At 71.9% G+C, this 21,834-nt stretch carries 21 protein-coding genes; 9 read left to right on the top strand and 12 right to left on the bottom strand.

Annotation, left to right across the window (positions count from 1 at the left end):
• Positions 1-186 precede the first annotated feature (186 nt).
• From ABEB28_RS00545 to ABEB28_RS00535, 3 genes are read right to left on the bottom strand one after another with little or no spacing between them, the layout of a single operon-like run.
• A complete protein-coding gene (locus ABEB28_RS00545; RefSeq protein ID WP_345725897.1) occupies positions 187-996 on the bottom strand; it encodes an ABC transporter permease in 810 nt (269 codons plus the stop codon).
• Positions 969-2,462 carry an ABC transporter permease subunit gene (locus tag ABEB28_RS00540; RefSeq protein ID WP_345725896.1) on the bottom strand — a complete coding sequence of 498 codons (1,494 nt, stop codon included), beginning with the start codon at positions 2,460-2,462 and terminating at the stop codon, positions 969-971. Before ABEB28_RS00540 ends, ABEB28_RS00545 begins: the two co-directional genes overlap by 28 nt.
• A complete protein-coding gene (locus ABEB28_RS00535; RefSeq protein WP_345725895.1) occupies positions 2,459-3,409 on the bottom strand; it encodes an ABC transporter ATP-binding protein in 951 nt (316 codons plus the stop codon). Before ABEB28_RS00535 ends, ABEB28_RS00540 begins: the two co-directional genes overlap by 4 nt.
• A gap of 133 nt (positions 3,410-3,542) precedes the next feature.
• Between ABEB28_RS00535 and ABEB28_RS00530 the strand changes: the two genes are divergently transcribed.
• The 3 genes from ABEB28_RS00530 (at position 3,543) to ABEB28_RS00520 (ending at position 6,241) form a co-directional block, all read left to right on the top strand.
• Positions 3,543-4,679: a sensor histidine kinase gene (locus tag ABEB28_RS00530; RefSeq protein WP_376980478.1), complete on the top strand. Its 1,137-nt coding sequence runs from the start codon at positions 3,543-3,545 to the stop codon at positions 4,677-4,679.
• On the top strand, positions 4,676-5,341 hold the full coding sequence (locus ABEB28_RS00525; RefSeq protein WP_345725893.1) for a response regulator: 666 nt from the start codon (positions 4,676-4,678) through the stop codon (positions 5,339-5,341). The genes ABEB28_RS00530 and ABEB28_RS00525 overlap by 4 nt, the downstream gene beginning before the upstream one ends.
• A 72-nt stretch (positions 5,342-5,413) precedes the next feature.
• Positions 5,414-6,241 carry an SDR family oxidoreductase gene (locus ABEB28_RS00520; protein ID WP_345725892.1) on the top strand — a complete coding sequence of 276 codons (828 nt, stop codon included), beginning with the start codon at positions 5,414-5,416 and terminating at the stop codon, positions 6,239-6,241.
• A 274-nt stretch (positions 6,242-6,515) separates the two neighbouring features.
• Here the strand turns inward: ABEB28_RS00520 and ABEB28_RS00515 are convergent, their stop codons facing one another.
• Positions 6,516-6,719 carry a cold-shock protein gene (locus ABEB28_RS00515; protein WP_345725891.1) on the bottom strand — a complete coding sequence of 68 codons (204 nt, stop codon included), beginning with the start codon at positions 6,717-6,719 and terminating at the stop codon, positions 6,516-6,518.
• 223 nt (positions 6,720-6,942) lie between these two features.
• On the opposite strand from ABEB28_RS00515, the gene ABEB28_RS00510 reads away from it, so the two are divergent.
• Complete coding sequence (locus tag ABEB28_RS00510) at positions 6,943-7,467, top strand: MarR family winged helix-turn-helix transcriptional regulator (RefSeq protein ID WP_345725890.1); 525 nt, start codon at positions 6,943-6,945, stop codon at positions 7,465-7,467.
• 213 nt (positions 7,468-7,680) lie between these two features.
• Positions 7,681-7,947 carry a hypothetical protein gene (locus tag ABEB28_RS00505; RefSeq protein ID WP_345725889.1) on the top strand — a complete coding sequence of 89 codons (267 nt, stop codon included), beginning with the start codon at positions 7,681-7,683 and terminating at the stop codon, positions 7,945-7,947.
• On the opposite strand, the gene ABEB28_RS00500 is transcribed toward ABEB28_RS00505, so the two are convergent.
• From ABEB28_RS00500 to ABEB28_RS00470, 7 genes are all read right to left on the bottom strand, one after another.
• Positions 7,919-8,956: an alpha/beta hydrolase gene (locus ABEB28_RS00500; RefSeq protein WP_345725888.1), complete on the bottom strand. Its 1,038-nt coding sequence runs from the start codon at positions 8,954-8,956 to the stop codon at positions 7,919-7,921. The genes ABEB28_RS00505 and ABEB28_RS00500 overlap by 29 nt on opposite strands.
• Positions 8,953-9,603 carry a TetR/AcrR family transcriptional regulator gene (locus ABEB28_RS00495; RefSeq protein ID WP_345725887.1) on the bottom strand — a complete coding sequence of 217 codons (651 nt, stop codon included), beginning with the start codon at positions 9,601-9,603 and terminating at the stop codon, positions 8,953-8,955. The genes ABEB28_RS00500 and ABEB28_RS00495 overlap by 4 nt, the downstream gene beginning before the upstream one ends.
• 10 nt (positions 9,604-9,613) lie before the next feature.
• Positions 9,614-11,119, bottom strand: a complete 1,506-nt coding sequence (locus ABEB28_RS00490) for a family 20 glycosylhydrolase (protein WP_345725886.1) — start codon at positions 11,117-11,119, stop codon at positions 9,614-9,616.
• Entirely contained in the window at positions 11,116-11,937 is an 822-nt protein-coding gene (locus ABEB28_RS00485) for an ATP-binding cassette domain-containing protein (protein WP_345725885.1), read from the bottom strand. The genes ABEB28_RS00490 and ABEB28_RS00485 overlap by 4 nt, the downstream gene beginning before the upstream one ends.
• Positions 11,934-13,631, bottom strand: a complete 1,698-nt coding sequence (locus ABEB28_RS00480) for a dipeptide/oligopeptide/nickel ABC transporter permease/ATP-binding protein (protein ID WP_345725884.1) — start codon at positions 13,629-13,631, stop codon at positions 11,934-11,936. The genes ABEB28_RS00485 and ABEB28_RS00480 overlap by 4 nt, the downstream gene beginning before the upstream one ends.
• Positions 13,628-14,569 carry an ABC transporter permease gene (locus tag ABEB28_RS00475; RefSeq protein ID WP_345725883.1) on the bottom strand — a complete coding sequence of 314 codons (942 nt, stop codon included), beginning with the start codon at positions 14,567-14,569 and terminating at the stop codon, positions 13,628-13,630. Before ABEB28_RS00475 ends, ABEB28_RS00480 begins: the two co-directional genes overlap by 4 nt.
• Before the next feature lie 64 nt (positions 14,570-14,633).
• A complete protein-coding gene (locus ABEB28_RS00470) occupies positions 14,634-16,172 on the bottom strand; it encodes an ABC transporter substrate-binding protein (protein WP_345725882.1) in 1,539 nt (512 codons plus the stop codon).
• Positions 16,173-16,300: 128 nt separating this feature from the next.
• Here ABEB28_RS00470 and ABEB28_RS00465 point away from each other — a divergent pair, with 128 nt between their 5' ends.
• The 4 genes from ABEB28_RS00465 (at position 16,301) to ABEB28_RS00450 (ending at position 21,104) form a co-directional block, all read left to right on the top strand.
• Positions 16,301-18,508, top strand: coding sequence for a glycoside hydrolase family 3 C-terminal domain-containing protein (locus ABEB28_RS00465; RefSeq protein ID WP_345725881.1), 2,208 nt, complete (start codon positions 16,301-16,303; stop codon positions 18,506-18,508).
• A 23-nt stretch (positions 18,509-18,531) separates the two neighbouring features.
• The gene (locus ABEB28_RS00460; RefSeq protein WP_345725880.1) at positions 18,532-19,710 is read left to right on the top strand and encodes a glycoside hydrolase family 1 protein; all 1,179 of its coding nucleotides are present in this window, start codon (positions 18,532-18,534) and stop codon (positions 19,708-19,710) included.
• A gap of 73 nt (positions 19,711-19,783) precedes the next feature.
• A complete protein-coding gene (locus tag ABEB28_RS00455; RefSeq protein WP_345725879.1) occupies positions 19,784-20,131 on the top strand; it encodes a GntR family transcriptional regulator in 348 nt (115 codons plus the stop codon).
• Position 20,132: 1 nt separating this feature from the next.
• Positions 20,133-21,104: a hypothetical protein gene (locus ABEB28_RS00450; RefSeq protein ID WP_345725878.1), complete on the top strand. Its 972-nt coding sequence runs from the start codon at positions 20,133-20,135 to the stop codon at positions 21,102-21,104.
• Here the strand turns inward: ABEB28_RS00450 and ABEB28_RS00445 are convergent.
• Positions 21,085-21,702, bottom strand: a complete 618-nt coding sequence (locus ABEB28_RS00445) for a helix-turn-helix domain-containing protein (protein WP_345725877.1) — start codon at positions 21,700-21,702, stop codon at positions 21,085-21,087. The genes ABEB28_RS00450 and ABEB28_RS00445 overlap by 20 nt on opposite strands.
• Positions 21,703-21,834: the final 132 nt, after the last annotated feature.

Genomic DNA, 21,834 nt, shown 5'->3' with positions numbered 1-21,834 from the left:
ACCCTCCTCGTTCGGAATCCGGCCGACGGCGGTCGGCACACCACCATTGACGCCACGAGCGACGAGAACTCATCGACCGAGGTCGGCAACTCAGGCTTCCCACGGCCGGAACACGGTGAGGCCGAGCGTTCGCGCACGGGCCCGATTGTGCCGCCGGCCGTCCGGTCCCGGCGTCAGCGGGGAGCGTCAGCGGGTGTCGCGCAGCTGGAACAGGACCAGGCCGGCGACGACCGCCGCCGCGGCGTACGCGGACAGCACGCCGAGCCCTGCCCACGGTCCGATGTGTGCGGCGGCGAGGTCGCGGGTCGATTGAATGGCGAGGCCCGCGTCCATCGGGGCGTACCGGTGGATGCGGTGTTGCCAGGTCGGGTCGCTGACGAACAGGGCGAGCACCGGCGCGCCGTAGAGGAGGCCGAGGGCGGCGGTGAGCGCTCCTGCGGTGTCCCGCAGCAGGAGGCCGAGCCCGGCCCCGAGCAGCGCCACCAGACCGAGGTAGACCACCGTGCCGAGCGCCGCTCGCCGAGTGAGGTCGTCGGCGAGCGACAGCGCCGGGAACCCGTGCGCCGCGGTGAACCCGTTGCCGGGCAGAACGGCCCGCCCCGCGACCAGGGATCCGGCGACGGCCAGAACGCCGGTGACGACTCCGAGGACGGTCAGCACACCGAGCTTGCCGAGCACCACCCGAGGCCGCCGGGGCACCGCCAGCAGCGTCGGCCGGATCGTTCGGGTGCTGTACTCCGCCGTCGTCGCCAGCACCGCGAGGACGAGGACCCCGACCTGGCCCAGCCGCACACCCGTCAGCGACAGCTTGGTGGTGTCGACACGGCAGGGTGGCGCGCAGTGGGTGTAGTCCAGCGATCCGGTGATCGCGAGGCCGAGGCCCACCGTGCCGGCCACGGTGAGCAGCATCAGCCAGCCCGTGCTCGGCAGGGTCCGTAGCTTCGTCCACTCGGCGTGGGCCGCCCGCATCAGCTGTCCCGCGTCCGCAGGCGCCACCAGGCCAGCCCGAGGGTGAGGGCGACCCAGGCCGCCACGACGCCGATCCCGGCCCACGGACCGATCAGCGCCCACGGTTCGGCGAGCGTGATCGTCGGTGGCTTGGCGCGCAGCGTCGCCATTCCACCGGCCAACGTGGTGTACATCAACCACTTCGGTGAGCTGCCGGGCAGGATCATCCCGACGATCAGCGGCAGCAGGACCAGCACGATCGTGATCGTGATGGCACCCGCCGTGTGCCGCAGCACCATGCCGATGCCGAGTCCGACGAGCGCGACCCCGGCCATGAAGGCGGCGGTCAGCACGATCGCCCGCAGCACCGCACCGTCGGTGAGCGACGGCTGCGGGAAGCCGGGTGGCGTGAATCCCCGCGAACGCAGGGCCGGGATCGCGAGCAGGAACGACCCGACCGTTCCCGCCAGACCGACCAGGAACGACGTGCCGCCGAGAACGATCACCTTGGCGGCCAGCACCCGGCCACGCCGGGGCGTCGCGGCCAGCGTCGCGCGGATCATCCCTCGGCGGTACTCCGAGGTGGCGAACAGGACGCCGACCGATACCAGCGCCATGATGCCGGCGATGATGCCGATCAGGGCGATCGAGACCATGTCGTCGTCCGGCGGCTCGGGGCCCACCTCGCCGGTGCCGGTCACCGTGAACGTCCCGGTGCGCTCAGTGACGCGGCCGCCCGGCGGCGCGCCCTTCTCGCCGACGACCGTCCGGCCGAGTTGCTCACCGCGCCACGCGGTCCCGGAGTCGACCCGCACGCTGTCGAACGTCGCCGACGTGAGGGTCGGGCGTTCGCCCACCGACGAGCTGCCCCCGCCCCGCGAGGTGAAGACGTCCGGGGGCGACGAGACGTAGAAGCCGACCTCCACCGTGTCTGGGAGGCTCTTCGGCGTCGCCGTCCCGACCTTTTCCCAGGCGACGCCGTCGGCCGACTCGTAGCCGGTGATCGTGTCGCCGGAGCGGACCAGCCGTAGCCAGCGGGTACCGCTGCTCGCGCTGCCTCCGCGGTCGGCGTCGAAGTCCCACTGCATGCGGACGCCCCGCGAAGGGGTCAGCATCAGCGAGGAGTACGAGGAGCCCGGGCGGGTGCCGTCCTTGATCATGAGTCCGGCGGCCGGCGACGCGAACGGGCTCGGATCGTCCAGTCGGGTCAGCCCGTTGCCGGGGGAGCCGCCCTGGGAGTGGGGCGTCAGCGACGCGACCCGGGCGGTCAGTGTCGTGTCCCCGGTGATCGGCTGGTGCACGAAGTAGAACGAGTCGGCGACCGGTTCGTCGAGCGGCCCGGCGACGAAGTCGGCGTGCTTGTTGATGTCGCTGCGGCTACCCGAGGCGGCCAGGTAGCTCAAGCCGATCGTGAGGGCCACGGCGGCGACCAGGGTGACGACCCACCGCGTCACCGAGCGCAGCTTCGTCCACTCGGCCAGCAGCAGGCCACGGAAGGACTCGCGGCCGGTCACCGGACGCTCCCTTCGGTCTCGGGTGCGCCACCGGGAGCGTCGGGTGCGAACTCGACCGCACCGCGTGTCAGGTCCATGTAGGCCGCCTCCAGCGAAGCCCGGTGCCGCCGCAGCTCGGAGAAGGGGATGGCGGCCTCGGTCAGCAGCGCCGACACGCGGTCGCCGGGTAGGCCTTCGACGATGACGGTCTCCGGGCCGGCCACCGCGACGGTGGCGCCCGCGTTGGCGAGCACTCTGGTTGCGTCCGCCCGCCGCGCGGTGGTCACCTCCACCCGGCCCTTCGAGGCCGCCGCCAGGAGCTCGGCCACGCTCGTGTCGGCCACCACCCGGCCCCGGCCGATCGCGACGAGGCGGTCGGCGGTCTCCTCCAACTCGCCCATCAGGTGGCTGGAGACCAGGACGGCGCGGCCCTCCGCGGCCAGCGATCGCATCAGGCCGCGGATCCAGACGATGCCGTCGGGGTCGAGCCCGTTCACCGGCTCGTCGAAGAGCAGGATCGGCGGGTCGCCGAGCAGCGCGGCGGCGATGCCCAGCCGTTGCTGCATCCCGAGCGAGTAGCCGCCGGCGCGGCGACGCGCCGCCGACGCCAGCCCCACCTGGTCGAGTACCTCCGACACCCGGCGTTTGCCGAGGCCGTTGCTCTGGGCCAGCCACAGCAGATGATCGCGACCCCGCCGGCCCGGGTGCAGGGCCGCGGCGTCCAGCAGCGCACCGACCTGCGTGAGCGGCGTCCGTAACCGGCGGTAGGGGTGACCGTTGACCAAGGCCTCGCCCTCGTCCGGCGAGTCGAGCCCGAGGATCAGCCGCATCGTCGTCGACTTACCGGCGCCGTTGGGTCCGACGAAGCCGGTCACCTCGCCGGCCCGGACGGTGAACGAGAGTCCGTCCACCGCGACGGTCGTGCGGTAACGCTTGCGCAGTCCGCGTACCTCGATGGTGGGGTCCATGTCGGGAGGCTATGCAGCCGGGGTCGCCGCACGCGTCCCGGCGCAGGGGGTTCTTCGCCGCCGCCGATCTCCCTCAGTTGGGGGGTACGCATCCCTGCCGGGATGGACGACACCGATGTCCGGGCCGGTCACAATGACGGAGGTGAAGGGAGTGGGGGCGGCTGCCCTGACGGCCGCGCTCGGTGCCGCCGCGGTGACCGAGGTGGTGGTGCGCGCCTCCGATCGCCCTCCGCTGGCCCTGGCCGTGCTCGTCGCGCTCGCCGGGGTGGCTCCGGTCGCGCTGGTGCGGCTCTGGCCGGCGACGGCCGCCGCGCTGTCGGCCGTGGCCGTCCTGTCCGGTCTGCTGATCGTGTCCCCGGTGACGGTCGCCGGAATCGCCGCGCTGGTGGTGCTCTACGGCGCCGCCGGACGGACGCGTCCACTGCGGATCGCTGCCCCGCTCGTCCTGCCGTTCGTCGCGTACGCCGCCCTGGCGGCGTGGGACGACCGGCCCGGCGGGCTCGCCCTCGCCCTCGCCCTCCTGGGGGTGACGACGCTGGCGACCGCGGTGGGAGCGACGCTACGGCTGCGCGAGGCCCGCCGCCGACACCGTGCGGCCGAGCAGTCCGCGGCCGCTTCGTTGATGGAGTACGCCGCCCGGGGTGAGCGCGCCCGCATCGCCCGGGAGCTCCACGACGTCGTCGCGCACCACATCACGATGATCGCCCTGCAGGCGGAGGCGGCTCGGCTCGCCACCCCGGGGCTGCCGCCCGACGGCGCCCGCCGGCTCACCGCGATCGGCGACACGGCCCGCACCGCGTTGACCGAGATGCGGCGGCTGCTCGGCGTGTTACGGGAGGACGTCGACGCGGAGTCCACACTGGAGCCCCAGCCGGGACTCCACCAGCTCAATGCGCTCCTCGACGAGGTACGCGACGCGGCGTCCGGCAGCGGTGTCCGGCTGATCGTGAGTGGCGCGGTCGAACCACTCGACCCCGGGATCGAGCTGGCCGCCTACCGGATCGTGCAGGAGGCGCTGACCAATACCCGCCGGCACGCCGCCGGCGCGGCGGTCGACGTCGAACTGCGGTACAACGGCGAGGAGTTGGTCGTTCGCATCCACGACAACGGCCCCGGCCCGCAGCCGGAGGCCGACAGCGGACACGGACACGGCCTGGCCGGGATGCGGGAACGGGCCGCGGTGGTCGGTGGCCGGGTCGTGGCGGGGGCCGCGCCGGGCGCCGGGTTCCTGGTCGAAGCGGTTCTGCCGACGAAGGGAGCGACCCGATGACGGCGACCCGCATCGTCGTCGTCGACGACCAGGACGTCGTGCGGACGGCCTTCGAGCTTCTGCTCTCCACCCAGCCCGACTTCACCGTGGTGGGCTCGGCCGCCGACGGCGAGCAGGCACTGCGGGTCTGCCGCGAGCTGCACCCCGACGTCGTGCTGATGGACATCCGGATGCCGGGCATGGACGGCATCGAGGCGACCCGCCGTCTACTCGCCGGCCGTCAGCCACCGCGCGTCCTGATCCTGACGACGTTCGACCTCGACGAGCTCGTCTACGACGCCCTCGACGCCGGCGCCAGCGGATTCCTGCTCAAGGAGGCGACCGCCGAGCGGGTCTTCGACGCCGTCCGCGTCATCGCCGCCGGGGAGGCTCTGCTCGCCCCGACCGTGACCCGGCGACTCGTCGCGGAGTTCGCCCGGATGCGCGTGCGACGGCGTGAGCTCGGCCCCGCCCTCCGCACGCTGACCGCCCGCGAGACCGAGGTGCTCCGGCTCATCGCCGAGGGCCTGTCGAACCCGGAGATCGCCGCTCGTCTCGTGGTCGGCGAGGAGACGGTCAAGTCGCACGTCAGCCGGGTGCTCGCCAAGCTGGGACTGCGTGACCGCACGCAAGCCGTGGTGGTGGCGTACGAGTCCGGCCTGGTCGTCCCCGGTGGCCCCTGAGCGACGCGCTGTTCAGTCTCGTCCTGGCGGCGTGATGAGAGGATTCAGGGTCCCCGTGAGACGAGGAGCAGCATGTTTCTGATCACCGGCGCCACCGGCAACGTGGGCAGTGCTTTGGTCGGCACGCTGGCCGAAGCCGGGCTACCGGCGCGTGCCCTGGTCCGCAGGCGCGAGGCCGCGCACCCGGACGGCGTCGAGGCGGTCCTGGGGGACCTCAATCGTCCCGAGTCCCTGGACGAGGCATTCGCCGGCGTGGACGCGATGTTCCTGTTGCCCGGCTACGCCGGCATGCCGGAGATGCTGGCGCGGGCCCGGTCGGCGGGTGTGCGGCACGTGGTCCTGCTGTCGGGCGGGTCGGCGGCGCTGGAGGACTTGACCAACGCGATCTCCCGCTACATGACGCTCTCCGAGCGGGCGGTGCGCGATTCGGGCCTGACCTGGACGATGCTGCGGCCGCGGGCGTTCATGTCCAACGCTCTGCGCTGGTTGCCGCAGCTGCGCGAGGGCGACGTCGTCCGGGTGCCGTTCCCGAACGTCCGGGTCGCGTGCGTCGCTCCGGAGGACATCGCGGCGGTCGCCGCCCGGGCGCTGAGCGGCGGCGGGCACGAAGGGCGGATCTACGATCTGACCGGCCCGCAGTCGCTGCTGCCCGCCGATCAGGTCGCCGTGCTGGCCGACGCGATCGGCCGCGAGCTGCGCTGCGTGGGGCTCTCCGACGACGAGGCCCGCGCCGAGATGGAGCAGGGCACGCCGGCCGAGTACGTCGACGCGTTCTTCAGCTTCTACGGCGACGGCACGCTCGACGAGTCCCAAGTCTTCCCCGACGTCGAGAAGGTCACCGGGCGCCCACCGCGTTCCTTCGGAGAGTGGGCGGCGCTCCACGCCGACGACTTCCGGTGACCTCCGGGACCGATCACGAATGGGTCTCGGCCCCTGACGGTCCGTCGATCCATCCGGGGGTTCGCCAGGGTCGTGCCGTATAACCGCGGCGGTACTCGGTCGCCGAGTCGTCCTGAGCAGACGCCTGCCGGATGGTCGGCTAGGTGTACGGACCGCCGCGCCGGCGTTCCGCCTCTGAGCACAGAGCAGCGGGCCTGCGTCCGGTCGCTTGACCGGGCGCAGGCCCGCTGCGTCTACGTGCAAAACGCCACCGCCGAGGCGGTGGCGCGGTGGCCTACAGCGGGCGGATGTTGGCCGCCTGCGGGCCCTTCTGCCCCTGAGTGACGTCGAACTCGACCGACTGGCCCTCGTTCAGCTCCTTGTAACCCTGCGTCTGGATAGCCGAGTAGTGGGCGAAGACGTCTGCGCCGCCTCCGTCGGGTGCGATGAACCCGAAGCCCTTCTCAGCGTTGAACCACTTAACGGTGCCAGTAGCCATACTCAATGTCCTCTGAAAGCGCGGCCCCATTGCGAACCACTGGGTATAAGGCTGCCAGGTTCACGCCGCGCGTCAAGGCTCAATCGAAAGAGATCTCGCTCAGGTCGCCTCTTTTATCGCGAATCACAGGGCACGAGCGGGGATCGGCGATGGCCAATACCACACGACCTTTGTTTGCGCCCGACCGCCATGACGCGAGTCGTCGATGCGATATGAATGACTCATGCATACCGCCAACGTGGTGATGGCGTTCGCCTCGGTGCTACACGACCGGATGTGCGACGCGGCCCGGGACGCCGACGTGGACCCTCGCGAACTCGCCGCGCTGACCCTGGTCGCGGAGCACGACGGCTGCTCGGTGGAGTGGCTGCGGACGCGGGTCGGGCTCACCCAGTCCGGCACCGTGCGCCTCGTCGACCGGCTGGCGTCCCGGGACCTGCTGCGCCGTGACCGATCGACCGGGCGGGGGGTGCCGCTGCGGCTGACCCCGGCCGGGGCCGAGCGGCTCGCCGCCTGGCAACACGCGCGGGACGCCGCCGTCGACTCGCTGCTCGTCCGGCTCCCCCCGGAGCAACGCGGGCCGTTCGTCGAGGCGTTGGCGACCGTCCTGATCACCGAGCCACGGCAGCGCGCCGAGGCCGACACGACCTGCCGGACCTGCACCTGGTCCGCGTGCGGCCGGACCTGCCCGGTCGACCTGAGCGTGCCCCGCGAGGACGGTGGCGCCGGTTCGGCGGACGTCCGGTGACGGTCACCGCCACGCGGCCCGGAAGCGGACGGCTTCCGCGGGTCGTCTGGCAGATCAGCGCGGTGTCGTTCCTCTCCGCGTCGGCGGAGAACTTCGTGCTGATGCTGCTGCTCTGGATCGCGCAGCCGCAGGGTTGGTCGGGGCTGCAGACCGCGCTGGTGATCCTGGTGCTCCGGCGGCGAGGACCGCGCCGCGACGCGCTCCGGGCGTGGGGTGGCGCTGTTCATCGCCCTGTCGACCGCGTACTACTTCGTGTACGGGCCCTTCGAGTCGGCGAGCCCGGCGTTCGTCCGGGAACGGCTGGGCGCCGGCGAGGCGACGTACAGCGTGCTGTGGGTGCTCTTCGGGTTGGGTGCGGTCGCGACGCTCCCGCTGGCCGCGCGGCTGGGCCGGCGGCGTCCCGGCCTGGTCAACGCCGCGGGCGCGCTGGTCAAGGGTCTGTCCGCGCTGCTCAGTCGCGGGCTGCGCCGCGCCGGCTAGGTCCTGAGGGACGGACGGGCCGCTCAGCTGACGTGTACGCGTCGACGTGCGCCACGATCCGCTCCAACGCGGCCGCGCCGGCCTCGGTCGTGACGTCGAGCTGGTACTCGTGATCGAGCAGCGGCGTGTGGTCGTCGGGGTAGAACAACGTGTCCACCGGCGCACCGGCCGCACGCAGTGCCTCGGCCAGGGCCACTGAGTGGCGGCGGAGCGGGTCGCCGTTGCCGACGGTCAGGAAGGTCGGCGGGAAGTGCGCGCTCACGTGCTGCGGCAGGGAGGCGCAGGCGACGCGGGGATCGCTCTCGAAGTCCTTCGTGCCGGTGTACGCCCACATGATCGCGCGCAGGAACCGGCCGTACTGGCCCTGGTAGTCCGGCAGGTGCAGGTCGTACGGCCCGCAGGCGAGCACCGTCGCCCGGATCCGGACCGCCGGTGGGACCAGCGGCAACCCGGCCTTGGCCGCGAACTCCCGGTCGCAGAGGGCCAACGCGGTCTGCCCGGCGATCTGCGCACCCGCGGAGTCCCCGGCGAGCACGATCCGGTCCGGGTCGACGCCGAGTCGGTCGGCGTGCTGCTGCAGGTACCTCAGTGCCGCGGTGACCTGCAGGATCGGGGTCGGATACCGGCGCTCGGGGGCGTGCGAGTACTCGACACCGACCGTCGTGAAGCCGCGGTCCGCGAGGATGCGCAGGTAGTTGCGGATGTCGAGGCGGGTGCCCGCGATGAAGGCGCCGCCGTGCACCCAGACGATCGTCGGCAGGGCGGCGCTCCCGGCCGGGCGGAACACGTCGAGGTAGGCGTCGCGGTCGGCGTCGTCGTATCGCTCGTCGACCACCGAGGCGACACCGTCCGGCACGAGGCCGGCCAAGCGGTCGTTGAGCGCTTCGCCGGACAGCGCGGGCAGGTGCCGGATGAGCAGCACGAGCGGCCAGGGGCTGAGCCGGAACGCCGACCAGGTGCCGATAACCAACGCGGCCACGGTCACCACCGCGACCAGTAACCACGTCACGTGGACCGGTCCTCGGGGACGGCGATGTCGGCCCACCCGTCCGCCTCGACACCGACGCCGCGCAGGTAGTCCAGGAGCGAGGCGACCATGTCGGTGGAGTTCGGGTCGAGCAGCCACTGCACCTGCAGTCCGTCGGCGAGCGCGATCAGCTGCTGGGCGCAGTGCTGCGGGTCGCGTCCGCGCACCGGTGGGTCGGCAGTGGCGAACGCGTACGCGAAGCCGCGGGCGAGCGACTCGCGAAGCTGGGCGTACCGATTGCGGAAGTACTCGTGCGCCGGGTGGCTGCTCTCGGTGGCCTCGGCGGAGAGCTTCACGAACAGCGGCGCGATGTCCGGGCGGCTCTGGTTCCGGGCGATGTCCCGGATCATCCACGGGATGATCACCTGCTCGGCGCCGGCACCGCGCCGGGCGACGTAACTCCGAATCGCCTCGATCTCGGCCCGGTCCCGCTCGATCATCATCGTCAGCAGCAGGTCGTCCTTGCCCGTGAAGTAGTGCAGCAGGCCGGCGTGGGTGATATCCGCGCGGGCCGCGACCTCGCGCAGGGACACGCCGGCGTAGCCACGCTCGGCGAAGATCTTCAGGGCCGCGGCCAGGATCCGCTGACGCGTGCGCTCACCCTTGGTGAGGCGTTCCGTCTGGGACAAGCGATCTCTCCTAGGAATGGCGGACGAAGACATCGGCGGAACGGTAGTAGCCGGCCAGCCCCAGGCTTTCCCAGACCGGCGCGTGCCCAGCGATCCCAGCGGCCACCTCCGGCCAGGGGCGGCGGCGTCGGCTCCACATCATCTCCGCCAGCAGCGGCAGGCGCGGCAGCAACAGCGCGGCCAGATCACCGATGCCGGTGATCGTCTCCGCCCACAGAGCCGCCTGCGCGCCGGCCACCCGGGGCAGGTCGTCCCAGGTGGTTCGGTAAAGATCTCGGGTGTGCTCCGCGGGATACCCCGGATGGCCGAGGCGGGTCATCAGCGCGTCCTGCGCCGGATCGAGGGACGGCTCGGCGTATCGACGGTCGAGGTAGCACGGATGGCTCGGCGACAGCAGGAGCCAGGCGCCGTCTGCCAGCGCACGCGGCAGGTCCTGCGGCGCCGGGCGGAAGGCGGCCGCGAAGGTGTCGCGGAATGCGGCGTACTCGGGCGGCAGCCGGTCGAGGTCCTCCGGCCGGGGCGCATCGCGCGGTGAGATCCACTGTTGCAGCACGTCACCCTCGCGGAAGACCCGTGCCCGGGACGCCTCCTGCCAGGCCACCGGGCGCTTTCCGTGGCCGCGGACCCGGGCGTGGACCAGCTGGACGAACTCCGCGTACTCCTGCGGGTCCATGCCGATCGCTTCGTCCCCGCCGACGTGCACGTACGGCCCGGGCAGCAGCGAGCAGAGCAGGTCGACGGCCTCCTCGGCGAACCGGACCGCGGCGGGGACGCGCGGCCGCAGATGGCCCAGCCCCGGCAGCGGGGCGGGCCGATCGCCGACCAGGTCCGGGTACGCGGTCAGGGCGGCGAGCACGTGCCCGGGCATGTCGATCTCGGGCAGCAGGGTCACGTGCCGACGACCCGCGTACGCGGCGAGTGCGGCCAGGTCGTCGGCGCTGTAGCTGCCCTCGGGCGGAGTCAGCGCGGGCCGGCCCGGCATCCGGAGCCGCCACGCCTGGTTGTCGGTCAGGTGCAGGTGCAGCACGTTCAGCCGGTAGTAGGCCAGCAGGTCCACGATCGCCTCGAGTTCGGCGATCGAAAGGAAGTGGCGAGAAACGTCGAGGGTGAGACCTCGCCAGCGCAGGGCCGGTGCGTCCACGGCCTCGAACAGCGGGAGCCCGTCCGCATCGATCGCCTGCAGGATCACCGTCAGCGCCCGGTACGCCCCGGCCTCGGTGGCGGCTTGCACCAGCCGCCCGTGCACGGCGTACGCCTCCGGGCCGCAGCCCGGGTCAAGGCCGATCGGCTCCTCGCACACCGGATCGGGTCGCCACTCGGCGTCGATCTCGACGACCACGTCGGCGGCGTCCGCCGCGGCGGCCCGGAGCGTCGGACCGCCGCAGCGGGCGGCCAGGGCCGCGACGTCGGCGATCAGCGAGTCCGGACCGCAGACCCGCAGCACACCCGCCTCCAACGGGCGGACCCGTCCGGACCAGGCGAGCTGCTGCGGGTTCGGAACAACTGCTCGGATCATCGGGCGAACTCCCGCTCGTAGGCTTCCCGCCGTGCCCGTTGCCGCACCGGATCCGCGACCGGCGCGGACAGCAGCAACTGGCGCGTGTAGGAATGTTGCGGCGCGCCGGTCACCGTCGCGGCCGGGCCGGACTCGACGATCTCGCCGTGCCGGATGACCGAGACGACGTGGCTGACGTGCCGGACCACGGCCAGGTCGTGCGAGATGAACAGGTACGCCACCCCGGTGTCACGCTGGATCTCGAGCAACAGGTCGAGCACCGTGCGCTGGGTGGTCAGATCCAGAGCGGACACCGGCTCGTCGCACACGATCAGGCGCGGCTCGATGGCGAGCGCGCGGGCGATCGCGATGCGCTGTCGCTGGCCGCCGGAGAACTCCCGCGGCAGCCGGTGCATCGCGTCGGCGGGCAGTCCGACTCGCTCCAGTAGCCCGGCCACGCGGTCCCGGGCGGTACGCGGTCGACGCCCCTGGGCGTACAGGGGCTCGGCGAGCGTGTCCCCGATCGGCCGGGACGGGTTCAGCGACGTGTAGGGGTCCTGGAAGACCACCTGGACGTCCCGGCTCAGCGCACGTCGCTGCCGTGGGCGCAGGCCGTGAATCGGTACGCCGTCCAGGTGGATGGCGCCGCCGCTGATCGGGACGAGCCCGAGGATGGCCCGCCCGATCGTCGTCTTGCCGGATCCGGACTCGCCGACCAGGCCGTGGGTCTGCCCGGCCTCGAGCGCCAGATCGACGCCGGCCAGTACCTCGGTGGGACGGCCACGCCAGCCGCGGCCCGGATAGCTGACCCGCACCTGGGTGAGCTGCAGCAGGGTCACCGGACCTCCGTTTCGGGCCGATCGAGCACCGCGTCGACCAGCGCACGGGTGTAGTCGTGGGACGGTGCGCCGAGCACCTCGGCGACCGGCCCGCTCTCGACGATCCGGCCCTGGCGCATCACCGCGACGGTGTCGCACAGGTCGGCCACCACACCGAGGTTGTGGGTCACCAGCAGCACCCCGAGACCGCGTTCGGCCTGGAGCCGGCGCAGCAGGGCCAGGATCTCCGCCTGCACCGTGACGTCGAGCGCGGTGGTCGGCTCGTCGGCGATCAGCAGTCGCGGGTCGCCGGCCATCGCGGCGGCGATCAGCACCCGCTGGGCCATCCCGCCGGAGATCTGGTGGGGATAGCTGCGCAGCACCCGCTGCGGGTCCCGGATCTCCACCGCCCGCAACAGCTCGACGGCGCGCTGCCTGGCGGCGGCGCGCGATCGCCCGCCTGCCGCCCGGATCGCCTCGACGAGCTGCGAGCCGACGGTGAACGACGGGTCGAGATTGCTCATCGGCTCCTGCGGGACGTACGCGACGACCGAGGTGCGCAGCGTGCGCCACCGGCGGGCGCTCAACCCGGCGACGTCCTCACCGTCGATCGTGATGCTCCCGCCGCTGACCCGGCCGCCGTCCGGCAGGATGCCCAGGATCGCGAAGGCGGTCTGGGTCTTACCGGATCCGGACTCTCCGACCAGGCCGACGATGCGGCCCGCCGCCACGTCGAGGTCGACGTCGTGGACGACCTCCCGTTCCGTGCCGTCCGGTAGCCGGTACGCGACCGCGAGCGAACGCACCGAGAGCAGGGCAGCCCGTTCCGGCTTCCCGTCCGTCCGTGCGGGACGTGCCTCGGCGACTCGCCGGCGGCGTACCGGGGCGGGATCGGTGCCTCGATCCTCCAGCGCATCGCGCAGCGCGGCGGCGAGCAGCACCAGCGCCGCGCTGGTCAGCCCGAGCGCCAGGCCGGGCCAGAGCATGAGCCGGGGAGCACGCTGGACGTTCTGGAACCCCTCGTTGAGCATCGCGCCCCAGGTGGGCAGGGCGCTGCTCGAGCCGACGCCGATGAACTCCAGGCCGGCCTGCAGGCTGAGTGCGAGGCCGGCGACCAGGGCGAGCTGGATGATGATCGGCGCGCGGACCACGATCAGCACGTGCCGCACGACGATCCGCCACGGCGGCAGCCCGGAGACCCGGGCGGCGTCGACGTAGAGCTCGCCGCGGACGTTGACGACGATGCCTCGGACCAGCCGGAAGAAGCTGGGGGCGGCCAGCACGCCCAGGATGACCATGAGGGCCCAGACCGTCGGCCCGAGGACGGCTCGCGACGCCAGCAGCACGATCATGGCCGGCAGCGCCATGATCAGATTGACCAGCCAGCTGGCGATCGCGTCGAACCACTTGCCGGCGTATCCGGCGAGTAGGCCGGAGGGAATGCCGAGCGCGACCGCCACCGCGACGGCGAGGGCGGCGCCGCCCAGCGTGTTGCGGGCCCCGTAGAGCAGGCGGCTGAAGATGTCGCGTCCGGCGGAGTCGAAGCCGAGCGGGTGGTCGGCGCGCGGGGCGCCGAAGGCGTCGCGCAGCGACGCGGCGTCCGGCTGCTGCTGGGTGAGCAGCGGCGCGGCCAGCGCTGCACCGACGACCAGGATCAGGATCAGCGCGGACACCACGCCGAGCGGATTGCGCAGCAGCCGGCGAGCGGATCTCATGCGCGCCTCGCTTTCGGGTTGAGCAGGCCGATGGCGAGGTCCACGGCGAGGTTGATCAGGACGACGCCGATCACCGTGACGGTCAACAGCCCCATGATCACCGGAATGTCGCCTCGGGTCGTGTACTGCACGGCCATGCTCCCCAGGCCGGGGAGGCCGAAGATCTGCTCGACCAGGACCGTGCCGCCGAGCAGGCCGACGAACTGCATGCCGAGCACGGTCAGCGCCGGCGCGGAGGCGTTGCGCAGCACGTGCTTGCACAGGATGGTTCGCGTGGGCAGCCCGCGGGAGCGCAACGTCCGGACGTAGTCCTGGCGTGACACCTCGATCACGGCCGAGCGCACCTGCTGGCTGGTGCCTGCCACCGCACTGATCGAGAGCGACAGGATGGGCAGGGTGATCGTGGACAACCAGCCGCTCACCGAGTCGGTCAGCGGGATGTAGCCGATCGCCGGGAACCAGCCCAGCCGTACCGCGAAGACCAGGACGATCACGAGCGTGACGAGGAAGCCCGGCAGCGCGTAGCCGAGCACGCCGAGCACCTGGACGAACCGGTCGGCCGCGCCCCGGCGTACTCCGGCCCAGGTCCCCAGCGCGAAGGCGACCAGTGCGGTCAGCAGCGTGACACCGACCATGAGGCTCAGCGTGACCGGGAGCCGGGCCGCGATCGCGGTGGACACGTTCTCGCTGGTGAACCACGACCGCCCCAGGTCACCGCGGACCGCATGACTGAGCCAGTCCAGGTACTGCACGAGCACCGGCCGGTCGACGCCCAGCTCGGCGTTCTTCGCCCGGACCAGGGACTCCGGCGCGTTCGACCCGAGCAGGGCACGCGCCACGTCGTTGTCCGGTATCGACAACAGCAGGTACGTCACGAAGGAGATGACGAACACGAGCAGCAGTCCTGCGCCCGCTCGCCGGAGCACGAATCCGAGCACGCCGGATCTTCCTCTCGGGGCAGCGCCGCCCGACGCCACCGTGGCGCCGGGCGACGAGTCGGCCTCAGGCGGCCGGGCGGTAGTTGTACAGGGCGGGTACGGCAAGGCCTGCCTGCGGTACGGCGGTCACCGTGGGGACGGTGACGTGCAGGTACTGCATCCGGTACAGCGGAACGAACCACGCCTGCTCGACGATGTGCCGGTTGAGCTGCTGGGCGTAGGTCGCGGCCCGAGCCGGCTCGCTGGCACGGATCTTGGCCGCCAACTGCTCGACCGTCGGGTCGGTGTCGCCGAACGGATTGGAGATCGTCCTCGGCAGGAGGGACGCGCTGACCGTGGCCCAGTCCTTCGCGGGCTGGCCGCCGTTCATCACGACGCCGGGGTACTTGAACTCACGGAACGTCTTGGTCAGGAACGAAGCCTGGTCCAGGTCGTCCCATTTCAGGGTAATGCCGACCGCGGCGAGATCTGACTTCATCGCCTCGGCCAGCGAGTCCGGCACCAGCGCGGCGAGCCGGGACAGCGTCAACGTGAAGCCGGACCCGTAGCCGGCCGCGGCGAGCAGCGCCTTCGCCTTGGCGGGGTCGTGCGCGTAATACGAGTCCAACTCCTTGTCGTACCCCGGCGCCTGCGTGCCCCAGATCTGGTTGGTGGCCGTGCCACGACCCTGCTGGATCTGCTTGACCATCACGTCGCGATCGAGGGCGTAGTTGATCGCCTGCCGGACCCGAACGTCGCCCAGCGCGGGCACCCGTGCGCCCTTGCGGTCGAAGATGTTGAAGAGCTTGAGGTCGATCTCCTGGGACGCGGTCTTGAGCTTCGTCCCGGAGGTGGCGGCCACCTGCTGGTCGACGTTCTGCAGCACGGCGGCGTCGATCTGGTTGGTCTTGAGCCCGTTGACGATCGCGTTCTCGTTGTCGAACACGCGGATCGTCACCTTCTGGAACGGCGGCGCCTCACCCCAGTACTTGCTCTTGCGGGTGAACGTCCAGATCGAGCCGGTGGTGGTGTTCTCGGCGTCCAGCTCGTACGGGCCGGTGCCGTCCGGGAGCGTCGCGAACGGCTTGTCCCGGCCGAACTTGGCCGGGTTCGCGATGAAGCCGTACGCGTCGGAGAGGCTGTCGAGTAGCGCCGGGTCCGGGCCGTTCAGCGTGAGGACGACCGTCTTGGCGTCCGGGGCCGCGACCGACTTGGTGCTCAGCGCCTGCGCGGCCTCCGCGCTCGCGGCCTTGCGGAACCGGTCGAGGTTCGCCTTCACCGCCGGTGCGTCCAGCGGTGTGCCGTCGTCGAACGTGACTCCGTCGCGCAGGGTCAGCGTGAGCGAGGTGAGGCTCGCGTCGTACTTCCAGGCGCTGGCCAGCATCGGCGTGAGCTTGCCGTCCGGCTCCCGCTTGATCAGCGTGTCGTAGACCGCCTGGAAGTACGGCGTACCGCCGCCGCCGGCGTCGATCGGGTCCATGCTGCGCGCCGGCGTCATGGTGCCGATCGTCAAGGTCGTCTTGGTCGCGCCGGTGGACGTGTCGCCGTCGGTCGTGCACGCGCCCGAGGCGAGGAGCGCGCCGAACGCGAGCGCGGCCGTGGCGGTGCGCAGAGTCCGTCTCATCGACAAACACCTCGTTGTGGTTGGTGATGCGCCGCGGAGCCCCGCGTGCGGCACGAAGCATAGCGAAAAATCTACCACGTGGTAGATTTTTCTCGCCTCATTGAAACGCCTGCTCAGGAGGGGTCCGCATGACGGATGATCCGGATCGGCTCGCCGCTCTCACGTCCGGCAGCGACACGTGGCACACGACCGGAGACGGTGCCGGCCTGCCGCCGCTGACCCTGGCCGACGGCCCGCACGGCGTCCGGCGCACCCGCCCCGGCGGCGACGCGCTCGGCATCGGTGACAGCATCCCGGCCACCTGCTTCCCGCCGGCGGTGTCGCTCGGGTCGACGTGGAACCCGGCACTGCTCAGGCGCGTCGGACAGGCGCTCGGACGCGAGGCGCGCGCGCTCGGCGTCGACGTTCTGCTCGGTCCCGGCATGAACATCAAGCGGTCGCCGCTGGGCGGACGCAACTTCGAGTACCTCGCCGAAGATCCGCTCCTCACTGGAGTGCTCGCGGCGGCCCTGGTGGACGGCGTCCAGTCGGCCGGGGTGGGCGCCTGCGTCAAGCACTTCGCGGTCAACAACCAGGAGACCGACCGGATGCGGATCAGCGCCCAGGTCGACGAGCGTGCGCTGCGCGAGGTCTACCTGGCCGGATTCGAGCACGTGGTGCGCACCGCCCGACCGTGGGCGCTGATGAGCGCCTACAACCGGGTCAACGGGGTGCCCGCCAGCGAGCACCCGTGGTTGCTCACCGACGTCCTGCGCGGCGAGTGGGGCTTCGACGGTGTGGTGGTCTCCGACTGGGGTGCGGTCGTCGACCGCGTCGCAGCGGTACGCGCCGGCTGCGACGTCGAGATGCCGCCGACCGGAACCGACCACCTGGTGGCCGACGCCGTCCGCGCCGGCACCCTGGACGCGGCCGCCCTCGAGCGGGTACGGGACCGCCTGCACCGGCTACACGAGCGCGTGCGCGGAACCGCCGCCGCTTCGCTGGAGGAGGCGCAGGCCGCCGGCGCCGAACTGGCCCGGCAGGCCGCCACCGAGGCCGCCGTGCTGCTGAAGAACGACGACGCGGTCCTTCCCCTGGACGCGGTCACGCTGCGCCGGATCGCCGTCGTCGGCGAGCTCGCCCGCACCCCGCGCTACCAGGGCGGCGGCTCCTCCCGGGTGGTCCCCACCGCGGTCTCGTCGCTGCTGGACGCGCTGACCGACCGGCTCGGCGACGCGGTCACTTTCGCCCCGGGCTATCGCCTGGACGGCACCGGCGACTCCGCGCTGCTCACCGAGGCGCTGGCCACTGCCGAGGGCGCCGACGCGGTCGTGCTGCTACTGGGACTGCCCGCGGAGGCCGAATCGGAAGGCTTCGACCGCACCACGATCTCGCTGCCCGCCGATCAGCTGCGCCTGCTCACGCAGTTGGCGCAGGTCAACCCGGAGATCGTGGTGGTGCTGGCGAACGGCGGCGTCGTCTCGGTAGCCGAGTGGCGTGAGCACGCCCGCGCCATTCTGGAGGGCTGGCTGCCCGGTCAGGCCGGCGGCGACGCCCTCGCCGATCTGCTGCTCGGCGTGCACGCCCCGTCCGGGCGGCTGGCCGAGACCATTCCGCTGCGCCTGGCCGACCACCCGAGCCATCTGACCTTCCCGGGCCGCGACGGTCAGGTGGTCTACGGCGAGAGCGTCTTCGTCGGCTACCGGCACTTCGACGCGGTCGACGCCCCGGTCGCCTACCCGTTCGGCCACGGTCTGACCTACACCACGTTCGGCTACGCCGACCTGACGATCACTCCGGTCGACGACGAGCGCTGGGAGATCGGCTGCACGGTGACCAACACCGGGGATCGTGCCGGGCAGGAAGTCGTCCAGCTGTACACCCCGACCGGGCTACGCGCGTTCACGAAGATCTCCCTCGAGCCGGGGGCGGAGCGTCGCGTGGCGCTGGTGCTCACCCCACGCGACCTCGCGGTCTGGGACGTGCGGCACCAGCGCTGGACGGTCGACCCCGGCAGCTATCCGATCCGGGTGGGTGCCTCGTCCCGCGACATTCGACTCACCGGTGATCTGCGGACCAACGGCGACCGGTTCCTGCCGCCGCTGTCGGCCACCTCCACGGTCGGCGAGTGGCGTAGCCATCCGGCCGGCGGTCCGCTGCTCGGCCGGGTTCTGGCTCGACGCAGGCAGGCTGCCCCGATCGCTCCCGAGCTGCTGCGGATGGTCGACGGCATACCGCTGCGCACGTTGCGCACGTTCGGCGTCGGCCTCACCGAGGACGTCGTGGCCGAACTGGTCGACCAGGCGGAGCGTGCTCGCGCCGACCTGATCCGCTCCGGCGCGTACCGCGACCGGTGACCCTGCTCCCGAAGGACCGCCCCGTGCCCGTACCCGTATCCCCGTCCTTCCTCTGGGGCGCGGCCACCTCGCCGCACCAGGTGGAGGGCAACAACACCGCCAGCGACCTCTGGGCGTTGGAGAACGCACCCGGCTCGCCCCTGCCCGACCGGAGCGGGGACGCCTGCGACAGTTATCACCGCTGGCGCGAGGATCTCGACCTCGTGTGCGACCTCGGCCTCAACGCCTACCGGTTCGGCATCGAGTGGGCCCGCGTCGAGCCGGTGCCGGGCCACCTCTCGCGGGCGGCGCTGGCGCACTACCGGCGGATGATCGAAGGCTGCCTGGAGCGCGGCCTGACCCCGGTGGTCACGCTGCACCACTTCACCTCGCCCGCCTGGTTCCGCCACGGCGGCGGCTGGACCGGGCCCGACGGCATCCAACGGTTCACCGACTACGTCCGCGCGGTCCGCCCCATCCTCGACGGCGTGCCGTGGGTGTGCACGATCAACGAGCCGAACATGCTGGCGATGGTCGCCGCCCGGCTGCGCCACGACGCCCCCGACCTGGTCGCCGGTGCCCTGCCACCGCCGGATCAAGGCCTCGCCGACGCGCTCGTCGCCGCACACCACGCGGCCCGCGCGGAGCTCGCCGACCTCGACGGAACGGCCAGCGGCTGGACCGTGGCCAACCAGACGTTCCAGGCCCTACCCGGAGCCGAAGCGGTCACCGAAGAATGGGCGTGGTCGCGGGAGAACCAGTTCCTCGACGCCGCCCGCGCCGACGACTTCATCGGCGTACAGGCCTACACCCGGGTGGTGATCGGACCGGACGGACCGGTGCCGACCGACCCGGCGGCCCGCCGCACCCAGACCGGTTGGGAGTTCTACCCGGAGGCCCTCGAGTACGCCGTCCGGCACACCGCCGGTCGGATCCCGGTACCGATTCTGGTCACCGAGAACGGCATCGCCACCGCCGACGACGGCGAGCGTCGGGAGTACACCCAGCGGGCTCTCGCGGGCCTCGGGCGAGCGGTCGCCGACGGCGTCGACGTCCGTGGCTACCTGCACTGGTCGCTTCTGGACAACTACGAGTGGGGCTCCTGGGCGCACACGTTCGGGCTCGTCGCGGTCGATCGACAAACGTTCCGCCGCACCGTGAAACCCAGCGCACATTGGTACAGCGACGTAGCCCGTTCCAGCCGGCTGCCGGATGACCGCTGATGCGTTCCGAGCGCGACGAAACCGTTGCACCGCGACCGACTTCTTCGAGCATTGTTCTAGTATCATTGTGAACATGTTGTTCCGGATCGACCACTCGTCCACGGTGCCGCTAGCCGAGCAGATCGCCCGGCAGGTGCGTCGTGGCGTGGTGGACGGGTCGCTCACGGCGGGCGAGCGGTTGCCGCCCGCGCGCGACCTCGCTACGGCCTTGCAGGTCAACATGCACACGGTGTTGCGCGCCTACGCCGCGCTGCGCGACGACGGCGTCATCGAGATGCGCCAGGGCCGGGGTGCGCGGGTGCGTCCAGAGGCGAACGCAGGGCTCATCCGCGTCCGCGAGCTGGCTGACCAGTTGACGGCCGAGGCGCGTCGGCTCGGGATGACGCACGAGGAGATCGTCCGGCTGATCGGGAGGGCGTGAGATGCGGATTCGACGAGTAGTGGCCGCCGCCTCACTGTTGGTGCCGCCGCTGGCGATCGGGGTCTCCTGGCTCGCCTGGCACGACCGGCTCCCCATGCGTGTGGCGTCGCACTGGCCCGATCTCACCTCCGCGCCCGACGGCACGATGGCCACCGATGCCGCCCTGGCGGGCACCGGTGCGGCGGCGCTCGGCGCCGCGGTGGCCGGCGCCGTGACCGCGGCGGTGACGACGCAGTCGGACGCGACCCGCCGCGGAGCCTTCGCGGTCGTCGGCTTCATCGGGGGCATGGCGGCCGGCCTCTGGCTGGTACCGACCGCCTTGACGCTCCGCGCCGGCTCACCGGACGACGCGGTGCTGGGCGGCTGGGTCGTGGCGCTGGTGGCCAGCGGCGCTTACGGCGCGGTGCCGTACCTGCTGTCGCCGCCCGGCTCGGCCCCGGTGTCTCCGGTCTCCGCGGATCGGGTCGATCTGCGTCCAGGGGAGACCGGCGCCTGGAGCCGCACGATCACCGCACCGTTGTTCGCCTGGGCCGGCGCGGGCCTGCTCGCGATCGGGGTCGTCCACAGCGCGATCATGTGGGCGACCGGCCAGCGATCGGGCGCGCTCAGCCTCACACCGCTGATCCTCCTCGGACTGGTCGTCGCGTTGTTCGTCCGGCTGCGAGTGACCGTTGACTGGCGCGGGCTCCGTGTCGTGCCGGCGGCGTTGCGGATACCCCTCAAGCGGATCCCGCTCGACCGCGTCGCCGAGGTCGGCGCCGTCGACGTCAATCCAGCGGAGTGGGGCGGCTGGGGCTACCGCTGGATGCCCGGACGGTCGGCGATCGTGTTGCGGCACGGCCCAGGGCTGGTCGTCACGACGACCAACGGCAAGCGGTTCGCGGTGACGCTCGACGATCCACACGAGCCGGCGGCGCTTCTGGAGACGCTCCGAGCGGGCCGCGGCCCGTCCCCTACGCCATCGGTCCGGTAGGACCTTTCCGAGCGGCAGCGCGACTCGGCCTCGCCCTGATGTGGGCACGTTCGCCCTGCCCGCCGAAGAGACTGAGAACCTCGACGCTGCCCCGTCCGGTCGATCCGAACCAGTGGGGCTGCTGGGTGTCGAACTCGGCGACCTCCCCGGGACCGAGGAGCAGGTCGTAGTCGCCGAGAATGAGGCGCAACCGGCCGCTGAGTACGTAGAGCCACTCGTATCCGGTGTGGGTGCGCGGGAACGGCTCGGATTCGCTCGCGGGGATCGTGAGTTTGTACGCCTTGGGCTCACCTTGTGTCCGCGACAGCGGAACGATGACGCGGCCGCCGGTTCGCCGGGGTGCCTGCGGCATCCGTGGGTCGACGATGCGCGGCGCCGCGACGATCTCGTCGAGTGGGACGGCCATGGCGGCGGCGATCGGCAGCAGCAGCTCCAGGCTGGGCTTCCGGTGCCCCGATTCGAGCCTCGACAGGGTGCTCTTGGAGATACCGGTGGTGCGGCTGAGCTCCGCGAGCGAGAGGTTTCTCGTCTCTCTGACCCGACGCAGGCGGTGACCGATCTGGTCGAGGGTCGCGTCGATCGCGGGATGAGACTTCACCGACCCAGCACATCAGCTCGTTCCGGTTTCGGCAACGCTCGTTGCCGTTGAGCGATGTGCTGCGTCACGGTCGTTCCCGGAGGTGACAGTGGTGGAGAACCATCGCACTGTAGGAATCGTTCTGGCTGGCGC

This window comes from Cryptosporangium minutisporangium (assembly GCF_039536245.1).
Lineage (GTDB): Bacteria > Actinomycetota > Actinomycetes > Mycobacteriales > Cryptosporangiaceae > Cryptosporangium > Cryptosporangium minutisporangium.
This window is presented reverse-complemented; position numbering and strand designations above follow the sequence as displayed.